Genomic DNA, 19,141 nt, shown 5'->3' on the forward strand with positions numbered 1-19,141 from the left:
GTCGGTTTGGTTTAGTGTTGCAAGCGCTGGGCCAAGAGCTGCTCTTCCAGAGCGGCAATGCGGTTGTAGGCAGCGGTTAACTGGGCACTCAGGCGCTGTATTTGGGCTTCGGGGGCCAGCTCATGCCCCATGCTGCGGTTGCTCACCACGGTGGGTTCATCATCCAGCAGGAAGTTGTGGCTGCCATCTTCCACCAAGTCTGAGATTAGAACGCTGTAACGGGAGGGGGCGGGGGTGTTTTTTTTGGCTTCCTGGGTAGCCAGGAGAACAGCCACCACCTGCTCGGGCATCCGCTCGATGGCAGCTTTTAGCTCCTGTATTTGCGACTCCAGACGCTCAAGGTAGTGCTGCACTGCTTCGCTCATAGCTGCCCCAGTTTTCGACTACCTCCATTGAAAAAGGCAAATTTCGGATCCCCCCTTCTTCCCCCAGATCATTTAACGATTGCTTCCGGGAGGTGTTCCCCGAAACTCCTGGGTTCTCTCACAAGCCACAATTGAGGTGTGCATTTTCCGGAGATTTTGGTTTTCCGGTTACCCATTTCCCAAGCAAAAAGCTGTGCAGATGCAGGATGCTGTTCAGGGATCCCGACCGCGGGGCTACACCTTGCCGGTTTTCGCCGTTGCTTCGGCCAGAGCTGCTCTTCACCACCTTCTGGGGATCCCTTTGGAGAAGGAAGGGGGGCGCTTGGCGATTGCGGTGCAGGCTGAGCCCCGGTCCCTTGAGGCTTGGATCCGGATCCCAGTGGAGCAGGTAGCTGCCTTGGAGAAGACAACAGCTCTGGCCATTACCCGCTCGGATCCCGGCCCCCACCTGGATCTCACCCGCGACACACCGGTCTGGGCTTGGGTGAGGTTGGAGGAGAGGGATCCCGAGGATCCCCCCTTGATCTTGGAAGCCGGAGAAGGGCTGGGGCGGCAAGCCGATGGTAGCCCGGCCATTTATGCCTATGCCCGCCGTTTGTTTGAGATCAATCTTTTGCCGGGGATCCCCCCCGATTGCCGGTTGCGGGTTCGCATTATCTTGCCTGAAGGAAAGCTCCTGGCGGAGCGCACCTCCAATGCCGCTTTTGGGGTGCTGGAAGGGCTGGCCCTGTTGGGAACGCGGGCGGAGGTGGAGCCTTCCTCAAGTGTTGAGAGCTTAGAGCAAGCCCGCCAAGAGCTGCAACAAAAGTTGGAGCGGCACAAGCATTTGATCTTTTGCGTGGGCAGCCATGGGCAGCAGGTGGCGCTGGGGCAAGGGATCCCGGAAGACCAGATCCTGCGAGTAGCCAATTGGATAGGGCCGTTGCTGGTGGAAGCGGCGCTGCGGGGGGCGGAGTCCATTCATTTGATCGGCTACCACGGCAAGCTGATCAAGCTGGCAGGGGGGATCTTCACCACTTCCAGCCACGTGGCCGATGCCCGCTTGGAAATTCTGGCGGCAGCCCTGATCCGGCGTGGGGGAACGGCAGAACAGGCACGGCAAGTGCTGGAGTTGCGGACAGTAGAGGCAGCGGTGCACTATCTGGATGGCCTTGGCTGGGCAGCACCCGTGATGGAGGAGTTGGCCCGTCAAATCCTGGAGCGAGCCACAGGCTATGTGCAAAAGTATGCCGGTCGATCCCTGCTGTTGGAGGTGACGTTGTTCGACCGACAGGGGCAAATCTGCGCCCAGGTGGGGATCCCATAATGAGGTCATTTCGATTGAGACGAGGACATTGCAATCCCCCCGGATCCTCAACCATTTTTCTCCCGAAGTGTCTTAAGCGCTCCGTGCCGCCAAAGGCAACCACCCCCGGCTCCTCTCCCTTTAGTCCGTGCTCCAAAAGTCACTCCCTCTGCTCGAAACCCGCTGAGCAACGGTGGATCCCGGCCAAGACCACATAGGAGAGCGTTACGGCTGAGGAAGCAGATCCACTTTCCCAGCCACTGCCAATCAGACTCAGGTTGGCACTAGGATCCCACACCTAGTTCCCGGAGATGTTGACACTATCCACCCGCCAGCGAGTGGCCGAGCCGGAAGCTGTACCAGAAGAGCGATAGCGGAAGGCAATGTAAACACGGTTGGAAGGCTGGATCCCAGCCAGAGAAATCGGGCCGGAGTCGACGAAGCTGCCCGTAGAGAGAGTGGGAATCGTCAGAGCAGTCCAAGTGGCTGCATTCACTGCCGCTGGAGTGCCTGCACCGCTGTAGTTGGTGGAGTAAAGAACGCTTAGTTGTTGCGAAGGAAGAAGGCCGTTATCGCTAAAAAAACTCTGATTGTGGAAGGTCAGAACTGGGTTGCTGACGGAAGCCAGGTTCAGAGGAGGAGTGATCAGCCAGTCATTACCCGGTTGCTGACCGTTGAAAGCGTTGGCCTCGGCAAGGGAGTTGACACAACGCCAGGAACGACTGGTGTCGCCGTCCACATCCACAATCTGCCAGCCGGCTGGAGCAGGGTTGCAGTTATCAAAGCCTTCAGTCAAAGGCAGGTTAACGGAAGGAGGAGTTGGTGTCGGTGTGGGCGTCGGCGTCGGTGTTGGGGCCGGAGTCAGGTTCAAGCCAACGAGCACCGGATCGTGGTCGGAAGAGCGGAAGGGATCGCTGGCGTAGAAGAGGCTCTGCTGAGAGGGACTCTTGAAGCTCAGGGTGTAGTCCAAGCTCACGGGCTCATCAGCGTTGATGTGCCACTTAGCTGAGCCTGTAACTTGGGGTCTCAGACTGCTGTTGGCCAGGGCATGATCCAGAGATCCCCACTGTCCTTGGAAGCTAAAGGAGTAGCTGTTGGAGCCATTGAGGTTGATGAACCCGCCCGCCTCCAGAGTTTTGATCGGATCCTCCATAGCGTAGGAGTTGAGATCCCCCATAATCAACACATCCGGATCGGTGGAGCCAGTTGGATTGGTGGCGAGCCAGCTCAAGAGTTGCTGAGCGGCCCGGGTGCGGTTGCCGTTGCAATTGCCTTGGAATGGATCGTTGTCAATGGGATCGCAGGGAGAAACCTTGGACTTGAAGTGGTTGACCACAACAGTGAAGGTGGCGTTGTTGCTCCGCTGCCGGAAGGTTACAGCCAGAGGAGGACGATGGAAGCATCCGGGGCCTTGGGTGAATTCCCCTGTGTCCAGGAAGGCCGGGTTAGTGCCGGGGGCAATTTCAACCGTAGCTGGCTTGTAGATAAAGCCGTTGGTGATGGCATCGCCGCCCAGGTTGGGCACTCCAACATTCACAAAGGCGTAGGTTCCTGCCCCCATGACCTGGTTGAGCCCGTTCACCAAATCCTGAATGGAACTATTCGAACCGTATCCATCGTTTTCTAACTCGTTGAGGCCTACGATATCGGCATCCATGCGGCGAATAGCCTCGATGAGCTTATCCCGCTGGCGGGTGAACTCGGTGGCGTTGCTGGCTCCCCGACAGGAGGAGTTATTGGGGAAGCAGGCGTTGCCGAAGGTGTTGAAGTAGTTGAACAGGTTAAAGCTAGCTACCCTCAGGGAGCCCCCTACTGAGGGTGGGTTTTGCGGGCGAGGGTTGGTGGCTGTAAACCTGGGCAAGTTGTTGGGATCATTGGGGTGGATACGGTAGTCGATGGTCGCATCCACATCGCCACTGACATTCCGGCCTCGCAACTGGGTCATGATCCCGGTGATGTTGCTGACGCGATCGCCGCCGCGCACAGTGTTAGCCGCGCTCAGGCCACCCGGAGTGGGGTAGATAACCGGATCTGGGTTTTGGGTGAGCAGCCGGTCATCAATGCGAATCCGCTTTCGGTCGTTTTCCGCTTGAATGGCAGCTGCCTGGCTGGGAGCCGCAATTTGCGTAGGAGTGAACAACCGCTCTGTGGCCACACTCAGCTCCCCGTGGCGTCCCAGCAAGAAGGAGTCGGTTACAAACAGGGGCTGATTTCCAAATGTGACCAGCATTCCTTCCAGAGCTTCCCTTTGCTCCGCAGTCAGCGGTAGAGAGATCTGCACTGGGGCCGGCAACGGATTGTCAGAGCTACAGACAGTAAAGCTGGTGACGTTGGAGAGCTGGGTTTGCTGGCGGAACTCAGCAACCGTTCCGGTCACCTGAACCCTATCCCCAAGCCTGACGTTATTAGCTGTGCCACTGAAAACGAAGATGCCATCTGATGTGGCGGGATTCCCGTCACCATCATCTTGTAGGTAGTAGCCCTGGAGATAGGTTTGGCCAGCCACCCCCTCATTTTCAAAGTCTCCTACTACGATTCCAGAAACCGTGACTGTTTGGTTCACCAGGGGGGAAGTGAAGCCAGTGCCCTGGACAGTGCCAACTGGGATCAGGTTGGCGTTGGGATCACAGCCTCCCGGCGTGGGCGTCGGTGTTGGCGTGGCTGTGGGTGTTGAAGTCGGGGTCGGTGTGGGCACAGGTGTAAGTATTGGCAAAAGAGTTCTTCTGGAGCCGAACCCTTGCAGAGAAACCAAAAGCACCAAACCAAAAACTAGCACCGCAATTGATTGGGCAACACGACGCGAAGTAACCCTAGACCACATCTGCTTCACTCCTCCCGAAACTTCAAAGGATCCCGTATTTTTACCGTCTATGAAGATGGTATCCATAAGGAATCTGAGTAAAGGGGCAGTTAAGGTACGCTTAAGAAGACAAGAAGTTACCCCCGCCTGAGTCAAAACTCAGGGGAGAACATGGGCAGGCTTTTTCCCCTAATCCCCCAATTCGGGATCCGGTCGTACCCGCACCCCCATCTGGCGCAGCAGGCGTAAAGAGTTTTCTGGCCCATCGATCATCTGCTGCTCGTTGATCCAGTAGGTGGCAATGCCCAGGTCTTCTAGAAATCGCACATAGGGATCTGGCGGTGGCCCATCGAAAACGGCGGCCTTCTGAACGGAAAAGCCCTGCTCGATCCAAGGGCCGAGGGCAAAGCGCTCATAGTAGAGCAACTGTCCCACCACTTCCTGCAAAGCCTCTGCCGCATCCTTGTGGTGCAGGAGCTTCACTTCGGCCAAAAGCAGATGCCCGTCCGCCACGGCCAAAAAGTCAAAGGTATGCTGATCCTCCCGGACTTCCAATCCTGCCAGGCGGAACCAGCGGCGAAACTGGTGCAAGATCTCGTTGTGGCGCTCGCTGCGCTCCAACTGACGGCGACGGCGGCGTTCTGCCATCAGCGGGTCTGTCCCGGCGCTGTGAGGGATCCCACTGCTGCGGAACTGGGGCGGCTCATCGGGATCCAAGACCACCTTGCCCCCGGCAGGTTGATGCAGGAGGGGCGGCATCTGGGGCAAGAGTTCCGTGGATCCCCACTCCACCTCTGGCTGCTGAGCCCAGGTAAGCAGGTGTCGATTCAAGGGGTGCTCAGGGTGGGTGTCGAACAACAGGCGCAGTTGAGACTGGCTAAACTGAAAATCCAGACGAAATTGCTCGATGGAGAGGCTGCTCCGCCCCTTTTGCAAAGTTTCCTGGCCAAAGTAAAGCATCACCAAGAGCGGGTAAATCGGCAGCGGACGATGGGAGGGAATGAGCATCGCCCACATGTCATCCGTCCAGTGGGGGAGCAGGATCTCGGCCTGTTTGCCTTTGCCCACCACCTGCAACATTTTGGGGTGTCCCGGCTGCCAGCCACAGGGGTGATCGTCAAAGCCGCAAGTCTGTCGCCCTTGATCCACGCTCAAGGGGTAGCGCCCGTCATAAAGGCGGAAAGGACAGAGATCCCGGTCTTCGGCCAAAAAGCGCTCGTCTTGCCACAAGTGGGCCGCCAAGGCATGACAGCCGATCCCTTCCTGGCTGTTGCAGGCTTTGAGCCAGCGCCGTTCCGCCAGTTTCCCGCCCACTTTGCTCGGGGCCAGGGGCCGGATCAAACCGTTTTCCCCCTGGTTGAACAGAGGCCACACCAAAGGCTCGCCGGTTTCGGGCAAGGTCGGTAAAAGAGGGTGGGTTTTGCTGTAAAACGGGTCGCAAATGCGCTGGGCCACTTGCTGCAAGGGCAGTCCGCGAGGGGATCCCACCCAAGGCAGCAGGGATCCCGATCCGGCCTGAGCGCGGTGATACTGGATGGCCAGGGCCACCTCTAGCCCTATCGGACGGAGTTCCGGCGTGAGCTGCCGGTAGCGCTGCAGCAGCCGGGAAGCCTGCACAAACAGGTCGTAGCGCCGAACGGGAACTGCGTCAGCCATAGTGTTGCAGGAAAAACTCCCCACTGCCTTGGGCAAGAGCTGGCACAGACAAGCACCATGGCCTCAAGAAATGAGACCTTGGCAACTGTCTCTGCAGACCCTGACCTTGCCGAGGATATCGGGCCGACACCCATTCCCCTTGGCGTCAGGTCAGTAGTCAGTGTAGTGGAGAAACCCAGGCGCGAGAAGATGTTGCCACCTGGCGGCAGGTTGTGGGAAAAATGCGCAGCAGGCCCTAGCGTCGCGGCCACCAAGGAAACCAAGGAAAGGGAAAGGGGCGCTCTGTCTCTGCGTCGCGGTTGTACTCCGTAGGTCGGCCTGTATCCGGCTGAATCACCAAGCTGCCCACATAGTCGGCCTCTCGGTAGACGCGGGCAATTTGATGGTGGATTTGGGCCATGTCCTCGGCGGAGACCACGCCATTGTCGGTGGCTTTGTAGAACTGGATCGTGACCCGAATGGGAAAGCGAGGATCCCGCTCGATGTCCAGGTTGTTGATCTCGGTGAAGGGGCCCTCTACCTCTCCATGTCCGATGACAGCGGCTTCTACATTGCTGAGGCCGGCCAGGTCGGCTGCGGGTCCGAAATTGACAGAGATATCCTCAACTTCCCTTCGCGGCGGCTGCCGCTGCTGGAGAGGTACTTGGATCACCATCACCAGGTTCAGGGCTTCTTCTGCTACTTCCGCCGAATGGGGATCTCTGGGGGTTGGGTTGGCGGCTTGCTCGGCCCGAAAATCGCTGAGGCGCTGCCCGGTGAGGCTGGCCCGTTCACCGTTTTGATTGAAGAAAAGGCGCTGGCCCCAAATAGCCCCGCCCACCCTATCTTCGGTGCGGTTCTCGATCACCGTAATGCTGGTGCCCTCGCGGGTGGCCAAGATTGCCAGCACGGCTGGGTTGCCGGGATAGGATTGGTAGTTGAACAGCACCGGGTTGAATTGAGCGGAGCCCCCGGCAGGGATAGGCAAAAAGGCGGCCTGGGCGCTCACCAACACATGGCTATCCCGTGGAGCCAGCAGGGAGTTCCGGTTGCCGGCCCAAGAGCCGGGATCATGTAAGTAGCGGCGCAGATTCCCCAGCAGCTCTCGCAACGACACGGGTTGCAGGGGTTTTCCTTTTTCGTTGCCCACCAGCACCTGTAGGCTGTCGAGGGGCAGGTCGGCAGACAGATCGGCAAAGTTGGGGTAGCGGATCACCGGCATCAAGCTCAGCTCGTAGTGACCCGTTCTGGGGTTGAGCTGTTGTACCTGGATGGTCATGTCGCTGATGTTGGGGCCAAGGGCGGATCCCTTGTGGCGTCCGGTATCTTCCCAGGTGATGTTGACGATATCCAGCCCATACTGCTTTGCCAAGGCTCGCGCTTGCGGATCCCAGGTCATGGAGATCGTCTGGTCAATCACCTGCCTGTAGGCCAAGTACTCTGCCCACTCTGAAGGCGAGGGGGAAGAAAGGGACTGGTGGAGGGGAAAATCCATAGGGGTTGCCTGAGAAGTAGACACCATCGGCGGAGCGGCCAGGGAAATGCCCACCCAGCTCAGTGAACTCAGCAGCCAGGGGATGGGGGCGCGCATAGCAATATTCCTGAGGATTGGAAATTGGGGGACTATACCCTGACAATAGCTCCCAAAAGGGGAGAGGACGTGGCGGTTTCACTTTTGGCAACCCCATGCTTTTGCCGGGATCCCAGGCCGCCTGGGCTACGATAAAAAGCTGTAGCACCCTTTCGAAATATTCCAGATCATGGCCAGTATTCGCCGGGATCCCGAGGTCAACGCTTCTGTAACTTCAACTTCTCCAGAGCCTCAGGCGCAGGTTCAGCCCTTGCCGCTGCATGTTATGTTCCGCCTGGGCCTGTTTCAGATGGGCTTGGGAATGATGTCGTTGCTCACTTTGGGAGTGCTGAACCGTGTCATGATCGATACAGAGCTGCTGGCCATCCCGGCCACAGTGGTGGGGGGATCCCTGGCCATGCACCAGTTGGTCTCCCCGGCTCGGGTTTGGTTTGGGCAGCTCTCGGATGCCAAGCCCCTGTTTGGCCTGCATCGCACCGGCTATGTGCGCCTGGGATCGGTGCTGTTTGCGGTCTGCATCTTCCTGGGGGTGCAGGTGGTGTGGGGTTTGGGGGATAGCTTTGCGGCTACGGGTTGGTCTGGAGCCACCTATGGCTGGATAGGCTTGGCCTGTTTGATGTTTGCCCTTTATGGTCTCTGCCTCAGCGCCTGCTCCACACCTTTTGCGGCTCTGCTGGTGGATGTGTCAGACGAGGACAACCGCTCTAAGTTGGTGGGGATCGTCTGGTCCATGTTGATGGTGGGGATTGCCGGCGGGGCCATTGGCTCGGCGGTGCTGCTGCGGGGCTTGGATCCGGACAACCTGCAGAGCACCATTAATCGCCTCTTCATCATCATTCCAGCCGTGGTGATCCTGCTGGGGGTGGTTGCCACCTGGGGGGTGGAAAAGCGCTATTCCCGCTACGGATCCCGTTCCACCTTGGCCGGACGAGAAGACCAAATCACCCTGGGTACGGCCATCAAGGTGCTGACCGCCAGCCGCCAAACCCTGATCTTTTTCGGCTTCTTGGTGTTGATGACCATGGGCCTGTTTATCCAACAGCCGATCCTAGAACCCTATGGCGGCGAGGTGTTTGGCATGACGGTGGCCCAGAGCACCCAACTCAATGCCTTTTGGAGCCTGGGTATTTTGGCAGGGATTGTGCTGACCGGATTTTTCATCGTGCCTAAGCTAGGCAAGCAGACAACGGCTCGTCTGGGCTGCCTGCTGGTGGCCATCTCTTTTGGGCTGACCATTGCCTCAGGGTTTACAGGCAATCCACGGCTGTTGCAACTGTGCATGATCCTGTTTGGTTTGGCTTCTGGGATCACCACCAATGGCGCCATTAGCCTCATGTTGGACTTGACGGCAGCGGAGACGGCAGGCACCTTTATCGGGGCTTGGGGTCTGGCCCAGGCCATGTCCCAGGCGGTTTCCACCTTACTTGGTGGGGCTTTGCTCGATCTGGGGCGGATCCTATTTCCCGGCTCGCCAATACTTGCCTATGCCACGGTGTTCGGGACAGAGGCGGCGGTGATGTTGCTGGCTGTGTATTTGTTGGGGCGGGTGAGCGTGGCCGAGTTTCGCGAAAAGACCAACCGTGCGCTGACCCAGGTGTTGGCTCTGGAGCTGGAGGGCTAGCAACGCGGGGCCGACTCGTAGTGGGGGCAGCCCTGACAGGGCCCGCTGGGGTTGACGGCACAACGCAGCAAGGGCGAGTGAGCATTAAACCGACAGGAGGGATCCCCCAGGCAATTCCCTGCTTCCTGCGGTGGGTTTACCGAACGCACCAAGGCGCGGATCCCACACAGGTGGTATTTGCCTTGCCGGAGCCGGTAGGAATGACGCTTTTCCAGAACTAGGTAGTGCTGCTCTGCCAGTTGGACGTAGGTGCCCGGATGGGGACTACTCTGCCAAGGACATTCCTCCACCACCTCTCCTGAATCCACATCAATCCACTGAATGGGCAGGGTCAGGTTGGGGGAAGACATAAGGTGCCAACGGAGCCAGTTTAGGGCAGCAGACTACAGGATGATGGGCTTGGTTTGACCCATGATAAGACCTGGGCAGCTTTTTCCGGCAACACTGACTAATGTTCCTAATGTTCTCTCTTCTGTGACTTGGATCCCGCTGATTTACAGAACTTCTACAAAGTCAAGCCCAGAAAAAGCTGTATCAGAAAAAGCTGTATTTAGAAAGCTGTATTCAGTGTAATGGAGTAATGGATTTTCCGCAGCGGGCGGAGAACGGGATAGGTTGGGCCTGTGGCGGCGAAAAGACGGATGCTTGGACTAGCTATTGGAATGGGCTTGGCGGGCCAGTTGGGTGAGAAAAGCCAGAGGATGACGGTTTTGGAGCTGCTGCCTAACCCGCTCTTGCAGGATTTCCTCTTGCCAGGGATCCCCGGAAGACAGCCACTCTAGGTAGCTGAGCCCCGCCACCCGTGTCAGATAGGCCCCCGTCACTGCCTGCAGGGGGATCCCCATCACCATCAAGGGGCTGGCCTTGAGCAGAGAGCCCAAAGCCTGAGTGGCCAGCTCCAGCCCCCCCAGTTGCACCACCATTTGCGCCAAACTCTGGGCAATTTGCTGGGCCCGGCGCAAGGTAATGCGTCGGTCAAACACCTGGTGCAGTTCCCCAATCATGCGCGCCTGAATGGCTACTCCTGCCAGCACATCCAAAGCAGGAAGAGGGTTTGCCGCCAGGGCAGCAGCGGTGGCCCACTGCATCCGTTCCACGATCTGGCGACCCTGTTGGCGACGTTCTTCTTGGAGGGCCTGCTGGACGGCTTCGCTGAGAGTTCGGGTTTGCAACAAGGCATTGGCCAAGCGCAGGTGGGATCCCTTCTGCTGCAGCAGTTGAGCCATCTGTTGGATGAGGGCCTCCGTATCGGGGGGCTGCGGCTCCCAAGTTTCCCGCACAGAGCCATCTTCGGAGTAGTAGCGAACCTTCAGGGGTTCTGGATCGGCGGCGATGGCCACCACCTGTTCGGCGGGGATCACACCGGCGGTGCGTCGGCGCAAATGGGCCAAGATGGTCTCTACATCCTCCGGCAGCATCTGATCGGTTTTGTTGAGGGCCAGGATGGCGAATTTGCCCAGCCGGGCCAACTCCAGCATTTCGGCATATTCCGAAGCCAGCAGGTCTCCGGCCACCACCAAGATCAGCAGATCCGCCTTCTGGGCCAGGGCGCGGGCTTCCGCTTCACCTGCTCCCCCAATCGTCAGCAGCCCAGGTGTGTCGGTAAGGGAAATGGGGCCGTTCCAGCCCTCCAATTGGTAGGTGTGGATGGATCCCTGCTGGGTGGTGCCCAGGGTGGGGGCTGTTTCGCCCACTGGTCGGCCCATCAAGGCATTGATCAACGAGGTCTTGCCGGCGGAACTGGTGCCGAACACCACCAGATGCAATTCCTCCTGGTTAAGCCGCTGATTGATCTCTTGCAGCTTGGCACGCAGGGCACGGCGACTGATGTCATTCTGCAGCTTCTGGATCAGGCGATCGGCATCTTCCAGATCGGCTTGCACCTGATTCCGAGTTAACTTAACCCGCCGCAGCGGTTGTGTCCGCTGGTTTGGAGCACTTTGCCGTCGGCCAGCCTGCTGCCACCAATGGCGCGCTGCCAGACCTGCTGCTGCTGTCCCCCCAAGGATGGCGCCCACCACCAGATCCGCAAGAGGCTCGGAGTGGGGAGCCACGAAGCTGTAGATCCCGCCAACCCACTGCAGATATTGGCTCAGGGCCGCCAAACCCAGCCCTGCCCACAACCACACCCAAGTGGAGCGCGACAACACCATCCCAACCCACAGCCTGCCCAAATCTTCAAATCAAGCAACCCAAAATTGCTGAGCCATCCGAGTCGCTTCTCCAGCATAGGGCTTGCTGTAGCTGAGCATACAGTTTTGTCGAGAGCTTTTTTGTCAAGAGCTTTGCTGAGAAGTAGCTGAGCAAGAGACCAGAGAAGGGAGCGGGGAGTCAAAAACACCCTCAGCTCAACCGGCCCAATGAGCCAGGGATCCCCTCTCCCAAAATCGCCGGCGGCTCCAGCGGTGCCGGCAAAAACTCGCCCCCGCGATAATCCAACAGCTGTGCCAGCAGCAAGTAGCCCACCCCCAGAGCAATGGCCAGGATCCCTGTAACGATTGCTACCCACTTAGGCCGCTCCACGCTGAATCTCCCCAATAAAGTGCTGGATCTCGATGCCTCTATGATGCCCGAAGTGGTGGCCCAATTCCTAACGCGGCGGGATCAAGACTGCATCGATGACGTGGATGATGCCGTTAGAGGCTTGAATGTCTGCCACAACTACCTTGGCGTTGTTGATGCGGATCTGTCCTCCCTCGAGGGTGACCGTCACCGGGGATCCCTGTAAGGTCGCCACCTGCTGGCCGGCTCTGAGGGCGTCGGAAGGGGCCAAACCGGGAACCACGTGATAGGTGAGAATACCCCCCAGAGACACCTTGCCCCAGAAGTGGCTGCGATAAAGTTCGGTATCCTGGGGGTGTGATTGCTGGAGAGGAGAAAGGCCATGAACGGGATCCCGTCGTGGTTGCGGCAACTCCGCCGCTGGCTGCCCTGGGCTGCTCTGCTTCTCATTCTGGTCTTGATCGGCTACTGGGTGGGTCCTCGGCCCAGACCCTACCCCCAAGAGCCGGAGCTGCCCACCCTGGCCCCTCTGCCGCAGCACCCCCGCATCCGGGTGGAGTTCAACCAAAGCCGGGAGAGCACCTATCGGGATCCCTACCGCCAGATCCGCCGCTACGGCTACAACCTGGAAGAGTTGATCATTTCCCAGATTCGCTCCGCTCGGCAGTCGGTGGATATTGCCGTGCAAGAGCTGAACCTACCGCTCATTGCCCAAGCCCTAGTGGAGCGGCGGCAGGCGGGGATCCCTGTGCGTTTTATTACTGAAAACACCTACGTGCGAGCCTGGCACCAGCTCACCCCTGCCGAAGTGCGGGCGCTGGACGAGCGCAGCCGTCGCAAGTTCGAGGAGTACCGCAACCTGGTGGATGTGAACCGCGATGGACGGTTTTCGCCCGAGGAGATTGCCAGCCGAGATGTGTACGCCTTGCTGGATGGAGGCCAGGTGCCCTGGCTGGACGATACCGCCGATGGTTCCAAGGGCAGTGGCCTGATGCACCACAAATTTGTGGTGATCGACGGGCAGAAAGTCTTGACCGGCTCGGCCAATTTCACCCTCTCTGATATTCACGGGGACTTTGATGCGCCTGGCAGTGTCGGCAATGCCAACCATCTGCTGCTGCTGGACAGCCCGGAGCTGGCCCGCCTCTACACCGAGGAATTCGATCTCATGTGGGGCGATGGCCCCGGTGGCTTGACCGATAGCCGCTTCGGCGTGCAGAAGCTCAAGCGTTCCCTGGAAACGGTGTACATTGACGATGCCATTGTGGGGGTTCACTTTTCTCCTGCCAGTCGCTCCCTGCCCTACGAAGCCACCTCCAACGGCATTATTGCCGCCACCCTGGCCCAAGCCCGGCAACAGGTGGATCTGGCTCTGTTCGTCTTTACGGATCCGGGCATTGCCAACCAACTCAGGCAACTGCGCCAGGAGCGCAACGTAGAAATCCGCGGGGTGTTCGACCCTGGTTTTGCCTTCCGGGACTACAGCCGCACCCTGGAGATGTGGGGGCTGTTGCTCCCCGACGAAAAGTGCCAGGTGGAGGCGGCGCGCCTGCCCTGGACGCTGCCGGCCCAGTCTGTAGGCATACCCAACCTCGCCCCCGGCGATAAGCTGCACCATAAGTTTGCCATCATCGATCCCGGCACTCCTCAGGCCACGGTGATCACCGGATCCAACAACTGGTCGGTCTCGGCCAACCACCTCAACGACGAAAACTTCCTGATCATCCGCAATGGCCGAGTGGTGGATCACTTTGTGCGGGAGTTCGACCGGCTGATGGCCGAGGCCCGTTTTGGCCCCAGCCGCCGCTTGCAACAGCAGGCAGAAGAGGCGTCCCGTCGCTGCCCCAACCCCGTCCCCGTTGCCGCTTCCTTGCCTGAACCGGAGCCGGAGCTGCTGGAAGTCGAGGTCGTTCTTCCTCCTGAGGCGGGATCCCCTTCCCCGTCGGTTGCTTTTCCGGTGGCGTCTCCTGGGGGATCCCCTCGCGTTAACCTGAATACGGCCACGGCGGCGGAGCTGGAACAGTTGCCCGGCATTGGCCCCGCCCTGGCGCAGCGCATTATCGAGGCCCGCCCCTTCTCCTCTTTGGAGGATCTGCAACGGGTCAATGGCATTGGCCCAGCCCGGATTGAGCAGCTGCGGGATCGGGTAACCTGGTAGGAGTTAGCCCCCTCTTGGTCAGGTTGAGGGCGCGGAGTGCTTTCGGAAGTTCATCCCAGAGCAGCTCCTAAAGGGCCTCTCCCCTCGAATAAACCCCAAATTAAACCCCAAATATAGTCATTTCAGTTCAAACCAGGACACTGCACCCACGCCTAAAATGTTGGTCGCATCGGCGTTGCAGAGCAATAATGCAGGGGGCCAAAAGGCTTTTCAAGGACTCCGTCCCGCTGGCGCGATCAATGGCCCAGGTGTCTCACCCTAATCTGAAACGACTATAAATCAGGGATGCATAAGTCTATTCAGAAAGCTCCAGAAACGCTCCCATACGGCGAAACTTTTGGTAGCGCTCCTCGCGCAATTCTCGCCCGCTCAGGCTAGAAAGTTCCTTGAGATGCTTGAGAAGAGCCTCTTTGAGGGTTTGAGCAGCTTCCAAGGGCGCGCGGTGGGCGCCGCCAACCGGCTCTGGCAGGATCTCGTCGATCACCTCCAGTTGTAGCAGGTCTTGGGCGGTAATGCGCAGGGCTGCCGCCGCTTGGGGAGCCTTCTTGGCATCCTTCCAGAGAATAGCCGCGCAGCCTTCCGGCGAGATCACGGAGTAGACGGCGTGCTCGAACATCAGGATGCGGTTGCCAATGCCAATGGCCAATGCTCCTCCGGATCCCCCTTCGCCGATGACGGTGCAGATGATGGGGATCTCCAGCCGGAAAAGGGTCTGCAGGTTGGTGGCAATGGCCTCTCCTTGGCCCTCGGCTTCCGCCTTAACGCCTGGGTAAGCCCCCGGCGTATCGATGAAGGTGAGCAGGGGCAGGCCGAAGCGGTGGGCATGTTCCATCAGCCGCAGGGCTTTGCGGTAGCCGGCAGGATTGGGCATCCCAAAGTTGCGGTGGATGTTGTCTTTGGTGTCGCGGCCCTTTTGGTGGCCGAGGATCATCACCGGCTGCTCCCCCAGCTTGGCCAACCCGCCCACAATGGCCGGATCGTCTTGGCCGTGGCGATCCCCGTGCAGCTCAAACCAGTCGTCACAGATGGTCTGTACGTAATCCAGGGTGGTGGGGCGGCGGGGGTGACGGGCCACCTGGAGCCGTTCTACTGGCGTGAGCTGGCTGAAGATCTCGCGGCGCAGCTCTTCGGCTTTGGCTTCCAATTGGCGAATCTGCTCAGAAGCATCGATGTCGTTTTCTTCTGCCAAGGCCCGAATTTCTTGAATTCGTTGCTCCAGGGCGGCAACAGGCTGCTCAAACTCCAGCAGCAGGCGGTCGGTGGACTTGGTCATGACCGGTTGGCTAAATTTCGGGAGCGTGCTGTGACCGGCAAAGGCTGCACAGATTTGGGGATGGGACTTTGATCTTCTCACATGTAGATCCCGTAGGCTAGAGGGAGCAGCCCAAGAGGGATCCCTTGTCTGCCTCTCTCCATTCTCCCCCTTCACCCCTTCCCCCCTGGCTGCGCTGGGGGGTGGTGGGATCCGTCGTCTTGGCTATCGGGGTGGGAGCCTTTTGGCACTACGGGCGGCCCGAGCGGCAAATCCGGGCCCACACCCAGAGATTGCTGCGGGCGGTGGAGCAGCGCAACTGGGATCAGGTGGAGATGTTGGTATCTGAGGCCTATAGCGATGGTTGGGGCCTGGATAAGCAGCGGGCGCTGGCCTACAGCCGCGAGATCTTCGGGCAATTTTTTCGCTTGCGCCTCCAACCCCAAGCGCTGCAGGTGCAGCTCGACCTAGGGGATCCCAGTCGCCAAGGACAGGCCACTCTCTGGTTTGTGATCGAGGGATCCGGCGGCCCCTTAGCCAACCTGACGCGGGATCAGGTGAACGCCTTGGAGCAACCCTTCCGATTGAATTGGCAGCGACGGGGTGGGGAGCACTTCCGCTGGGAGCTAACCCGCGTGGAGAATCCAGAGCTGCAACTGCCCCTTCTCCCTTCTCAAGAACAGGCAGGCCAGAGATGAGGGTCGAACACCAACAGGGGGAGCTGACCTTCAACTGGCGGGATCCACTGCACAATACCCCTTTGGCGGGCCTGAGCTGCATAGCGGCTGGGGAGAGGCTGCAACTGGGAGGATGTCAGGCGGCGCAGGAGGGGCTGAGTGGGAATGGGCAGAGCCCCTGTTTCTGGGTTGTCGATCTGGTCGGACAATCCGTCCTCAGAACTGCCTGGCTGCAACAGAATAACCCCTTCCGGTTGAAAAGGGATCCCTCGGCCCAGCAACAAACGACCGGTATCCAAAAGCTGGGGGCCGCCCTCCTGAGCAAGCTGAAACTCTGCCCAGCTAAAAACTCGCCGCGCCCGATCAACAGGGAGGCCGAAGCAGTAGGAGCCCAGTTGGAAAGTAATCAAGGTCTGCCGGTTTCTCAGTTGTTCTTGCCGAGCCAGACGACGCAGGCGCAGAGGGGAAAGCAGGGGCATGGACTACCTCGCCATCAAAACGCCGGTGGAAGGTGCCGAAGAGGCTGGTTGCAGCAGTTGCCGCAGCTTTTGGATCAGCTCCTGTTCCTGGAAGGGCTTGGAGAGGTAGGCGCTGGCTCCCAGCCGCTGGGCCAGTTGGCGGTGTTTCTCGCCACTGCGGGAGGTGAGCATGACCACGGGAAGCTGGTCATACAGGGGGTGGGCACGAATCTGGGCCAGCAAGCCAAAGCCATCCAGCCGCGGCATTTCAATGTCGGTAATCACCGCTCGGATGGGAATTCCTCTCTGCAAGTGCTCGAGGGCCTCTTGTCCGTCGCGAGCCTGTTCAACCCGGAACCCTGCTCTTTCTAGGGTCATGGCCAAGAAGCGGCGCACGTTGACCGAATCTTCCACCACCAGCAGGGTGGGCTGGGCGGCAAACCTGGGCTGGGGAAGGGGATCCCTTGCCGACTGACAGGGCTGATCCCGCTGGGCGAGCAGCCAGCTCAAGAGGGCAGGCGGATCCACGAAAAGAGCGATTCGCCCATCGGCCAAAACCGTACAGCCGGAGAATCCCGACGGCAGAGGCAGACCTCCCTCCACCGGGCGCAGAGTTACCTCTTGCTCCCGCCAAAAGCGATCCACCAACAGGCCATAGGGCCGGTTGTCTTCTACCACCAGCAGCACCACAGGTCGGTCGAGAAGGGGGGTCTCGTCAATTTCCCGGCGAGGCTGCCAGCGCGCGAAGCGAAACCAGTGGCCCACAGGAATTAAAGGGATCTGCTCCCCTTCCCAGAGAAAGGAATCGGCAGGCAACTGCGGGGGGATAAGCAATTCTTCCACTGCGTTGGCCGGAAAAGCCAACATCAACCCCTGGCATTCTGTCAGCAGCACGCGGGTGACGCTCAAAGAAACGGGCAGAGTGAGGGTAAACAGCGTGCCCCGTCCCGGCCAAGATTCCACCTGCACCTGGCCGCCAATTCGTTGCAGGTTGGTGCGTACCACGTCTAGACCCACTCCCCGTCCAGATAGCTCGCTGACTCGCTCGGCGGTGCTGAAGCCCGGCTGGAAGATCAACTCCAGCAGCTCCTGGGAGCTGGCCTCAGCCAGGTCGGCAGCGGAAAACCCTATCTGCAAGGCGCGGGCCCGGATTTTATCCAGACAGATCCCTGCCCCATCGTCTCGCACCGTGATCAGAGTGCGGTTGCCCCGTTGGCTGGCGGCAATTTCGATGAGGCCCTTGGCCGGCTTGCCCTGGGCCAGGCGGGTGTCTGGAGCCTCGATGCCGTGGTCAAAGGCGTTGCGCACCAAGTGCAACAAGGGATCCGCCAAGGCCTCCAAAATCGAGCGCTCGATTAGGGTGGATCCCCCCAAGACCCGCAGCTCCACGGGCTTGCCATGGGCTAAGCTCAGCTCCCGCAGCGCTCTGGGGAAGCGATCCGTCAAATCCGATAGAGGCTGCATGCGCACCTGGTCGAGACGGGTTTGCATTTGCCTGGAGAGGCGGCTGAGCTGGCGGGCGCTGCCTTCGGTCTCCTGCAGGGTGGTGTCGATATCGTGGGTTACCTCATCAATTTGCACAACGGTTTCCATCACCTCTTGGGTCAGCAGGTGCATCTCTCCATAGCGATCCATCTCCAAGAGGTCAAAGGTATCGGCCAAGGTCAGGCCGGGATCCCCTTCTTTTTTCAAGAGCACAGAAGCAGGCACGGTGGCAGCGACGCGGTCGTAGCTGCTGCGCAGGCGGCTGTTGGTTTCTTCTAGAGTGCGAACCCGCCGTTTGAACAAGCTGACCAGCTCCCGCAGCCGTTGCAGGCGACTGTTTAAGCGGTTGCGCTCCCCTATGAGCTCTCCCAACAGCTCCCCCAACTGTTCCAGAGGGCGAGCCGGCACCCGTAGCATCTCGGCAGCGCTTTTGGCCCCGGCTGGAATCGAATCCGGCAGCTCGGTGGCTCCTGCCATTGCAGGGGGAGGGGCTTCTGGCGGGGGGGAAACTGGAGGCTCTGCCGGATCCCAGGAGCTGGGGAGAAGAGCGACCTGACCGACTAGCACCAGGGCCTGCGAGCGTCGCCAAGCTTGTAAAGCCGCCTGAGCAACGGGCAACACCTGCTCCTTGGCATTTGGCGGCAGCGTCTCCAGAGCTTGGACTACTGAGCCGCACAGGGTGGCAAAGGCAGGCAGATCCAACATTTCCCCCAGCGCCCCCAGCTCTTGGGCAGCAATGAGAAACTCCTCCCGCAAACAGGGCTGCTCGGGGTGGGCCAGCACACCTTCCAACCGCTGCAGACAGGCCTCCACCTCGGTTGCAAACAGCAGCACCCGCATATCGCCCCCGGCCTCTGCTGCCAGGACTTGGACGTTGTCCTCAGGCTGCAACTCTCCCAACTGCTCTCGCAATTGATCGAAAAGAGGCTGCACCCGCTCTGCCAGCCAAGATTCGTCCAAAAGCCGCTGCTGGCGGTGCTGCTGGGCTATTTGGCGCATGCAATCCAACGCCGCCAAGAGGTTGCGCTCCACTGCGGGGTCGGCTTTTTGGGGATCCACCTGCAAGATCTTGAAACCATCTTCCAGGCGATGGGCCAAGTCGCTAAGCACCGGAAAGCCCATCATGGCCGCCCCGCCCTTGATGGAATGAGCAGCCCGCAGCAAGCGATCCAAACGGGGGCGATCCAAACTCTGGGATCCCAGGCCCAACACCCCTGCCTCCAGGGTGTCGAGGTAAGCCTGGGCTTCGTCCAAAAACTGCAGCCTAACCTGCCACTCGCGTGGGTCGAGGGAAGTGGGATTCGGCCCCATG

15 protein-coding genes are annotated in these 19,141 nt (G+C 59.6%); 4 read left to right on the top strand and 11 right to left on the bottom strand.

Features of this window, described 5'->3' with window-relative positions:
• Window positions 1-11: 11 nt before the first annotated feature.
• Complete coding sequence (locus ACVWZG_RS03005; protein WP_414350209.1) at window positions 12-365, bottom strand: hypothetical protein; 354 nt, start codon at window positions 363-365, stop codon at window positions 12-14.
• A gap of 199 nt (window positions 366-564) precedes the next feature.
• Between ACVWZG_RS03005 and cbiD the strand changes: the two genes are divergently transcribed.
• On the top strand, window positions 565-1,671 hold the full coding sequence (gene cbiD / locus ACVWZG_RS03010) for a cobalt-precorrin-5B (C(1))-methyltransferase CbiD (protein WP_457405126.1): 1,107 nt from the start codon (window positions 565-567) through the stop codon (window positions 1,669-1,671).
• Window positions 1,672-1,948: 277 nt separating this feature from the next.
• On the opposite strand, the gene ACVWZG_RS03015 is transcribed toward cbiD, so the two are convergent.
• From ACVWZG_RS03015 to ACVWZG_RS03025, 3 genes are all read right to left on the bottom strand, one after another.
• Window positions 1,949-4,471, bottom strand: a complete 2,523-nt coding sequence (locus ACVWZG_RS03015; RefSeq protein WP_457415187.1) for an ExeM/NucH family extracellular endonuclease — start codon at window positions 4,469-4,471, stop codon at window positions 1,949-1,951.
• A 168-nt stretch (window positions 4,472-4,639) separates the two neighbouring features.
• Window positions 4,640-6,106, bottom strand: a complete 1,467-nt coding sequence (locus tag ACVWZG_RS03020) for a hypothetical protein (RefSeq protein ID WP_011434306.1) — start codon at window positions 6,104-6,106, stop codon at window positions 4,640-4,642.
• A 235-nt stretch (window positions 6,107-6,341) separates the two neighbouring features.
• The gene (locus ACVWZG_RS03025; protein ID WP_457405122.1) at window positions 6,342-7,676 is read right to left on the bottom strand and encodes a hypothetical protein; all 1,335 of its coding nucleotides are present in this window, start codon (window positions 7,674-7,676) and stop codon (window positions 6,342-6,344) included.
• Window positions 7,677-7,845: 169 nt separating this feature from the next.
• Here ACVWZG_RS03025 and ACVWZG_RS03030 point away from each other — a divergent pair, with 169 nt between their 5' ends.
• The gene (locus ACVWZG_RS03030; protein ID WP_457405120.1) at window positions 7,846-9,297 is read left to right on the top strand and encodes a BCD family MFS transporter; all 1,452 of its coding nucleotides are present in this window, start codon (window positions 7,846-7,848) and stop codon (window positions 9,295-9,297) included.
• On the opposite strand, the gene ACVWZG_RS03035 is transcribed toward ACVWZG_RS03030, so the two are convergent.
• The 4 genes from ACVWZG_RS03035 to ACVWZG_RS03050 all read right to left on the bottom strand — a co-directional run bounded on the left by ACVWZG_RS03035 (window position 9,294) and on the right by ACVWZG_RS03050 (window position 12,211).
• The gene (locus ACVWZG_RS03035) at window positions 9,294-9,647 is read right to left on the bottom strand and encodes a DUF6464 family protein (protein ID WP_071818178.1); all 354 of its coding nucleotides are present in this window, start codon (window positions 9,645-9,647) and stop codon (window positions 9,294-9,296) included. The genes ACVWZG_RS03030 and ACVWZG_RS03035 overlap by 4 nt on opposite strands.
• Before the next feature lie 300 nt (window positions 9,648-9,947).
• Window positions 9,948-11,450: a DUF697 domain-containing protein gene (locus ACVWZG_RS03040; RefSeq protein ID WP_457405117.1), complete on the bottom strand. Its 1,503-nt coding sequence runs from the start codon at window positions 11,448-11,450 to the stop codon at window positions 9,948-9,950.
• A gap of 190 nt (window positions 11,451-11,640) precedes the next feature.
• On the bottom strand, window positions 11,641-11,820 hold the full coding sequence (locus tag ACVWZG_RS03045) for a hypothetical protein (RefSeq protein ID WP_414349732.1): 180 nt from the start codon (window positions 11,818-11,820) through the stop codon (window positions 11,641-11,643).
• Between the two features lie 67 nt (window positions 11,821-11,887).
• Window positions 11,888-12,211 carry a fasciclin domain-containing protein gene (locus ACVWZG_RS03050; RefSeq protein ID WP_414416458.1) on the bottom strand — a complete coding sequence of 108 codons (324 nt, stop codon included), beginning with the start codon at window positions 12,209-12,211 and terminating at the stop codon, window positions 11,888-11,890.
• On the opposite strand from ACVWZG_RS03050, the gene ACVWZG_RS03055 reads away from it, so the two are divergent.
• Window positions 12,182-13,957, top strand: coding sequence for a phospholipase D-like domain-containing protein (locus ACVWZG_RS03055; protein ID WP_457405114.1), 1,776 nt, complete (start codon window positions 12,182-12,184; stop codon window positions 13,955-13,957). The genes ACVWZG_RS03050 and ACVWZG_RS03055 overlap by 30 nt on opposite strands.
• A 295-nt stretch (window positions 13,958-14,252) precedes the next feature.
• Here the strand turns inward: ACVWZG_RS03055 and ACVWZG_RS03060 are convergent, their stop codons facing one another.
• The gene (locus ACVWZG_RS03060; RefSeq protein WP_457405113.1) at window positions 14,253-15,230 is read right to left on the bottom strand and encodes an acetyl-CoA carboxylase carboxyltransferase subunit alpha; all 978 of its coding nucleotides are present in this window, start codon (window positions 15,228-15,230) and stop codon (window positions 14,253-14,255) included.
• Between the two features lie 125 nt (window positions 15,231-15,355).
• Between ACVWZG_RS03060 and ACVWZG_RS03065 the strand changes: the two genes are divergently transcribed.
• The gene (locus tag ACVWZG_RS03065; protein ID WP_457405110.1) at window positions 15,356-15,907 is read left to right on the top strand and encodes a hypothetical protein; all 552 of its coding nucleotides are present in this window, start codon (window positions 15,356-15,358) and stop codon (window positions 15,905-15,907) included.
• On the opposite strand, the gene ACVWZG_RS03070 is transcribed toward ACVWZG_RS03065, so the two are convergent.
• A complete protein-coding gene (locus ACVWZG_RS03070) occupies window positions 15,883-16,365 on the bottom strand; it encodes a hypothetical protein (RefSeq protein WP_011430968.1) in 483 nt (160 codons plus the stop codon). The two genes, ACVWZG_RS03065 and ACVWZG_RS03070, sit on opposite strands and share 25 nt — an antisense overlap.
• 3 nt (window positions 16,366-16,368) lie before the next feature.
• Window positions 16,369-19,140 (bottom strand): hybrid sensor histidine kinase/response regulator, encoded by a 2,772-nt coding sequence (locus ACVWZG_RS03075; protein ID WP_011434294.1) that lies wholly within the window; start codon window positions 19,138-19,140, stop codon window positions 16,369-16,371.
• Window position 19,141 lies beyond the last annotated feature (1 nt).

The organism is Thermostichus sp. OS-CIW-33 (assembly GCF_054059615.1).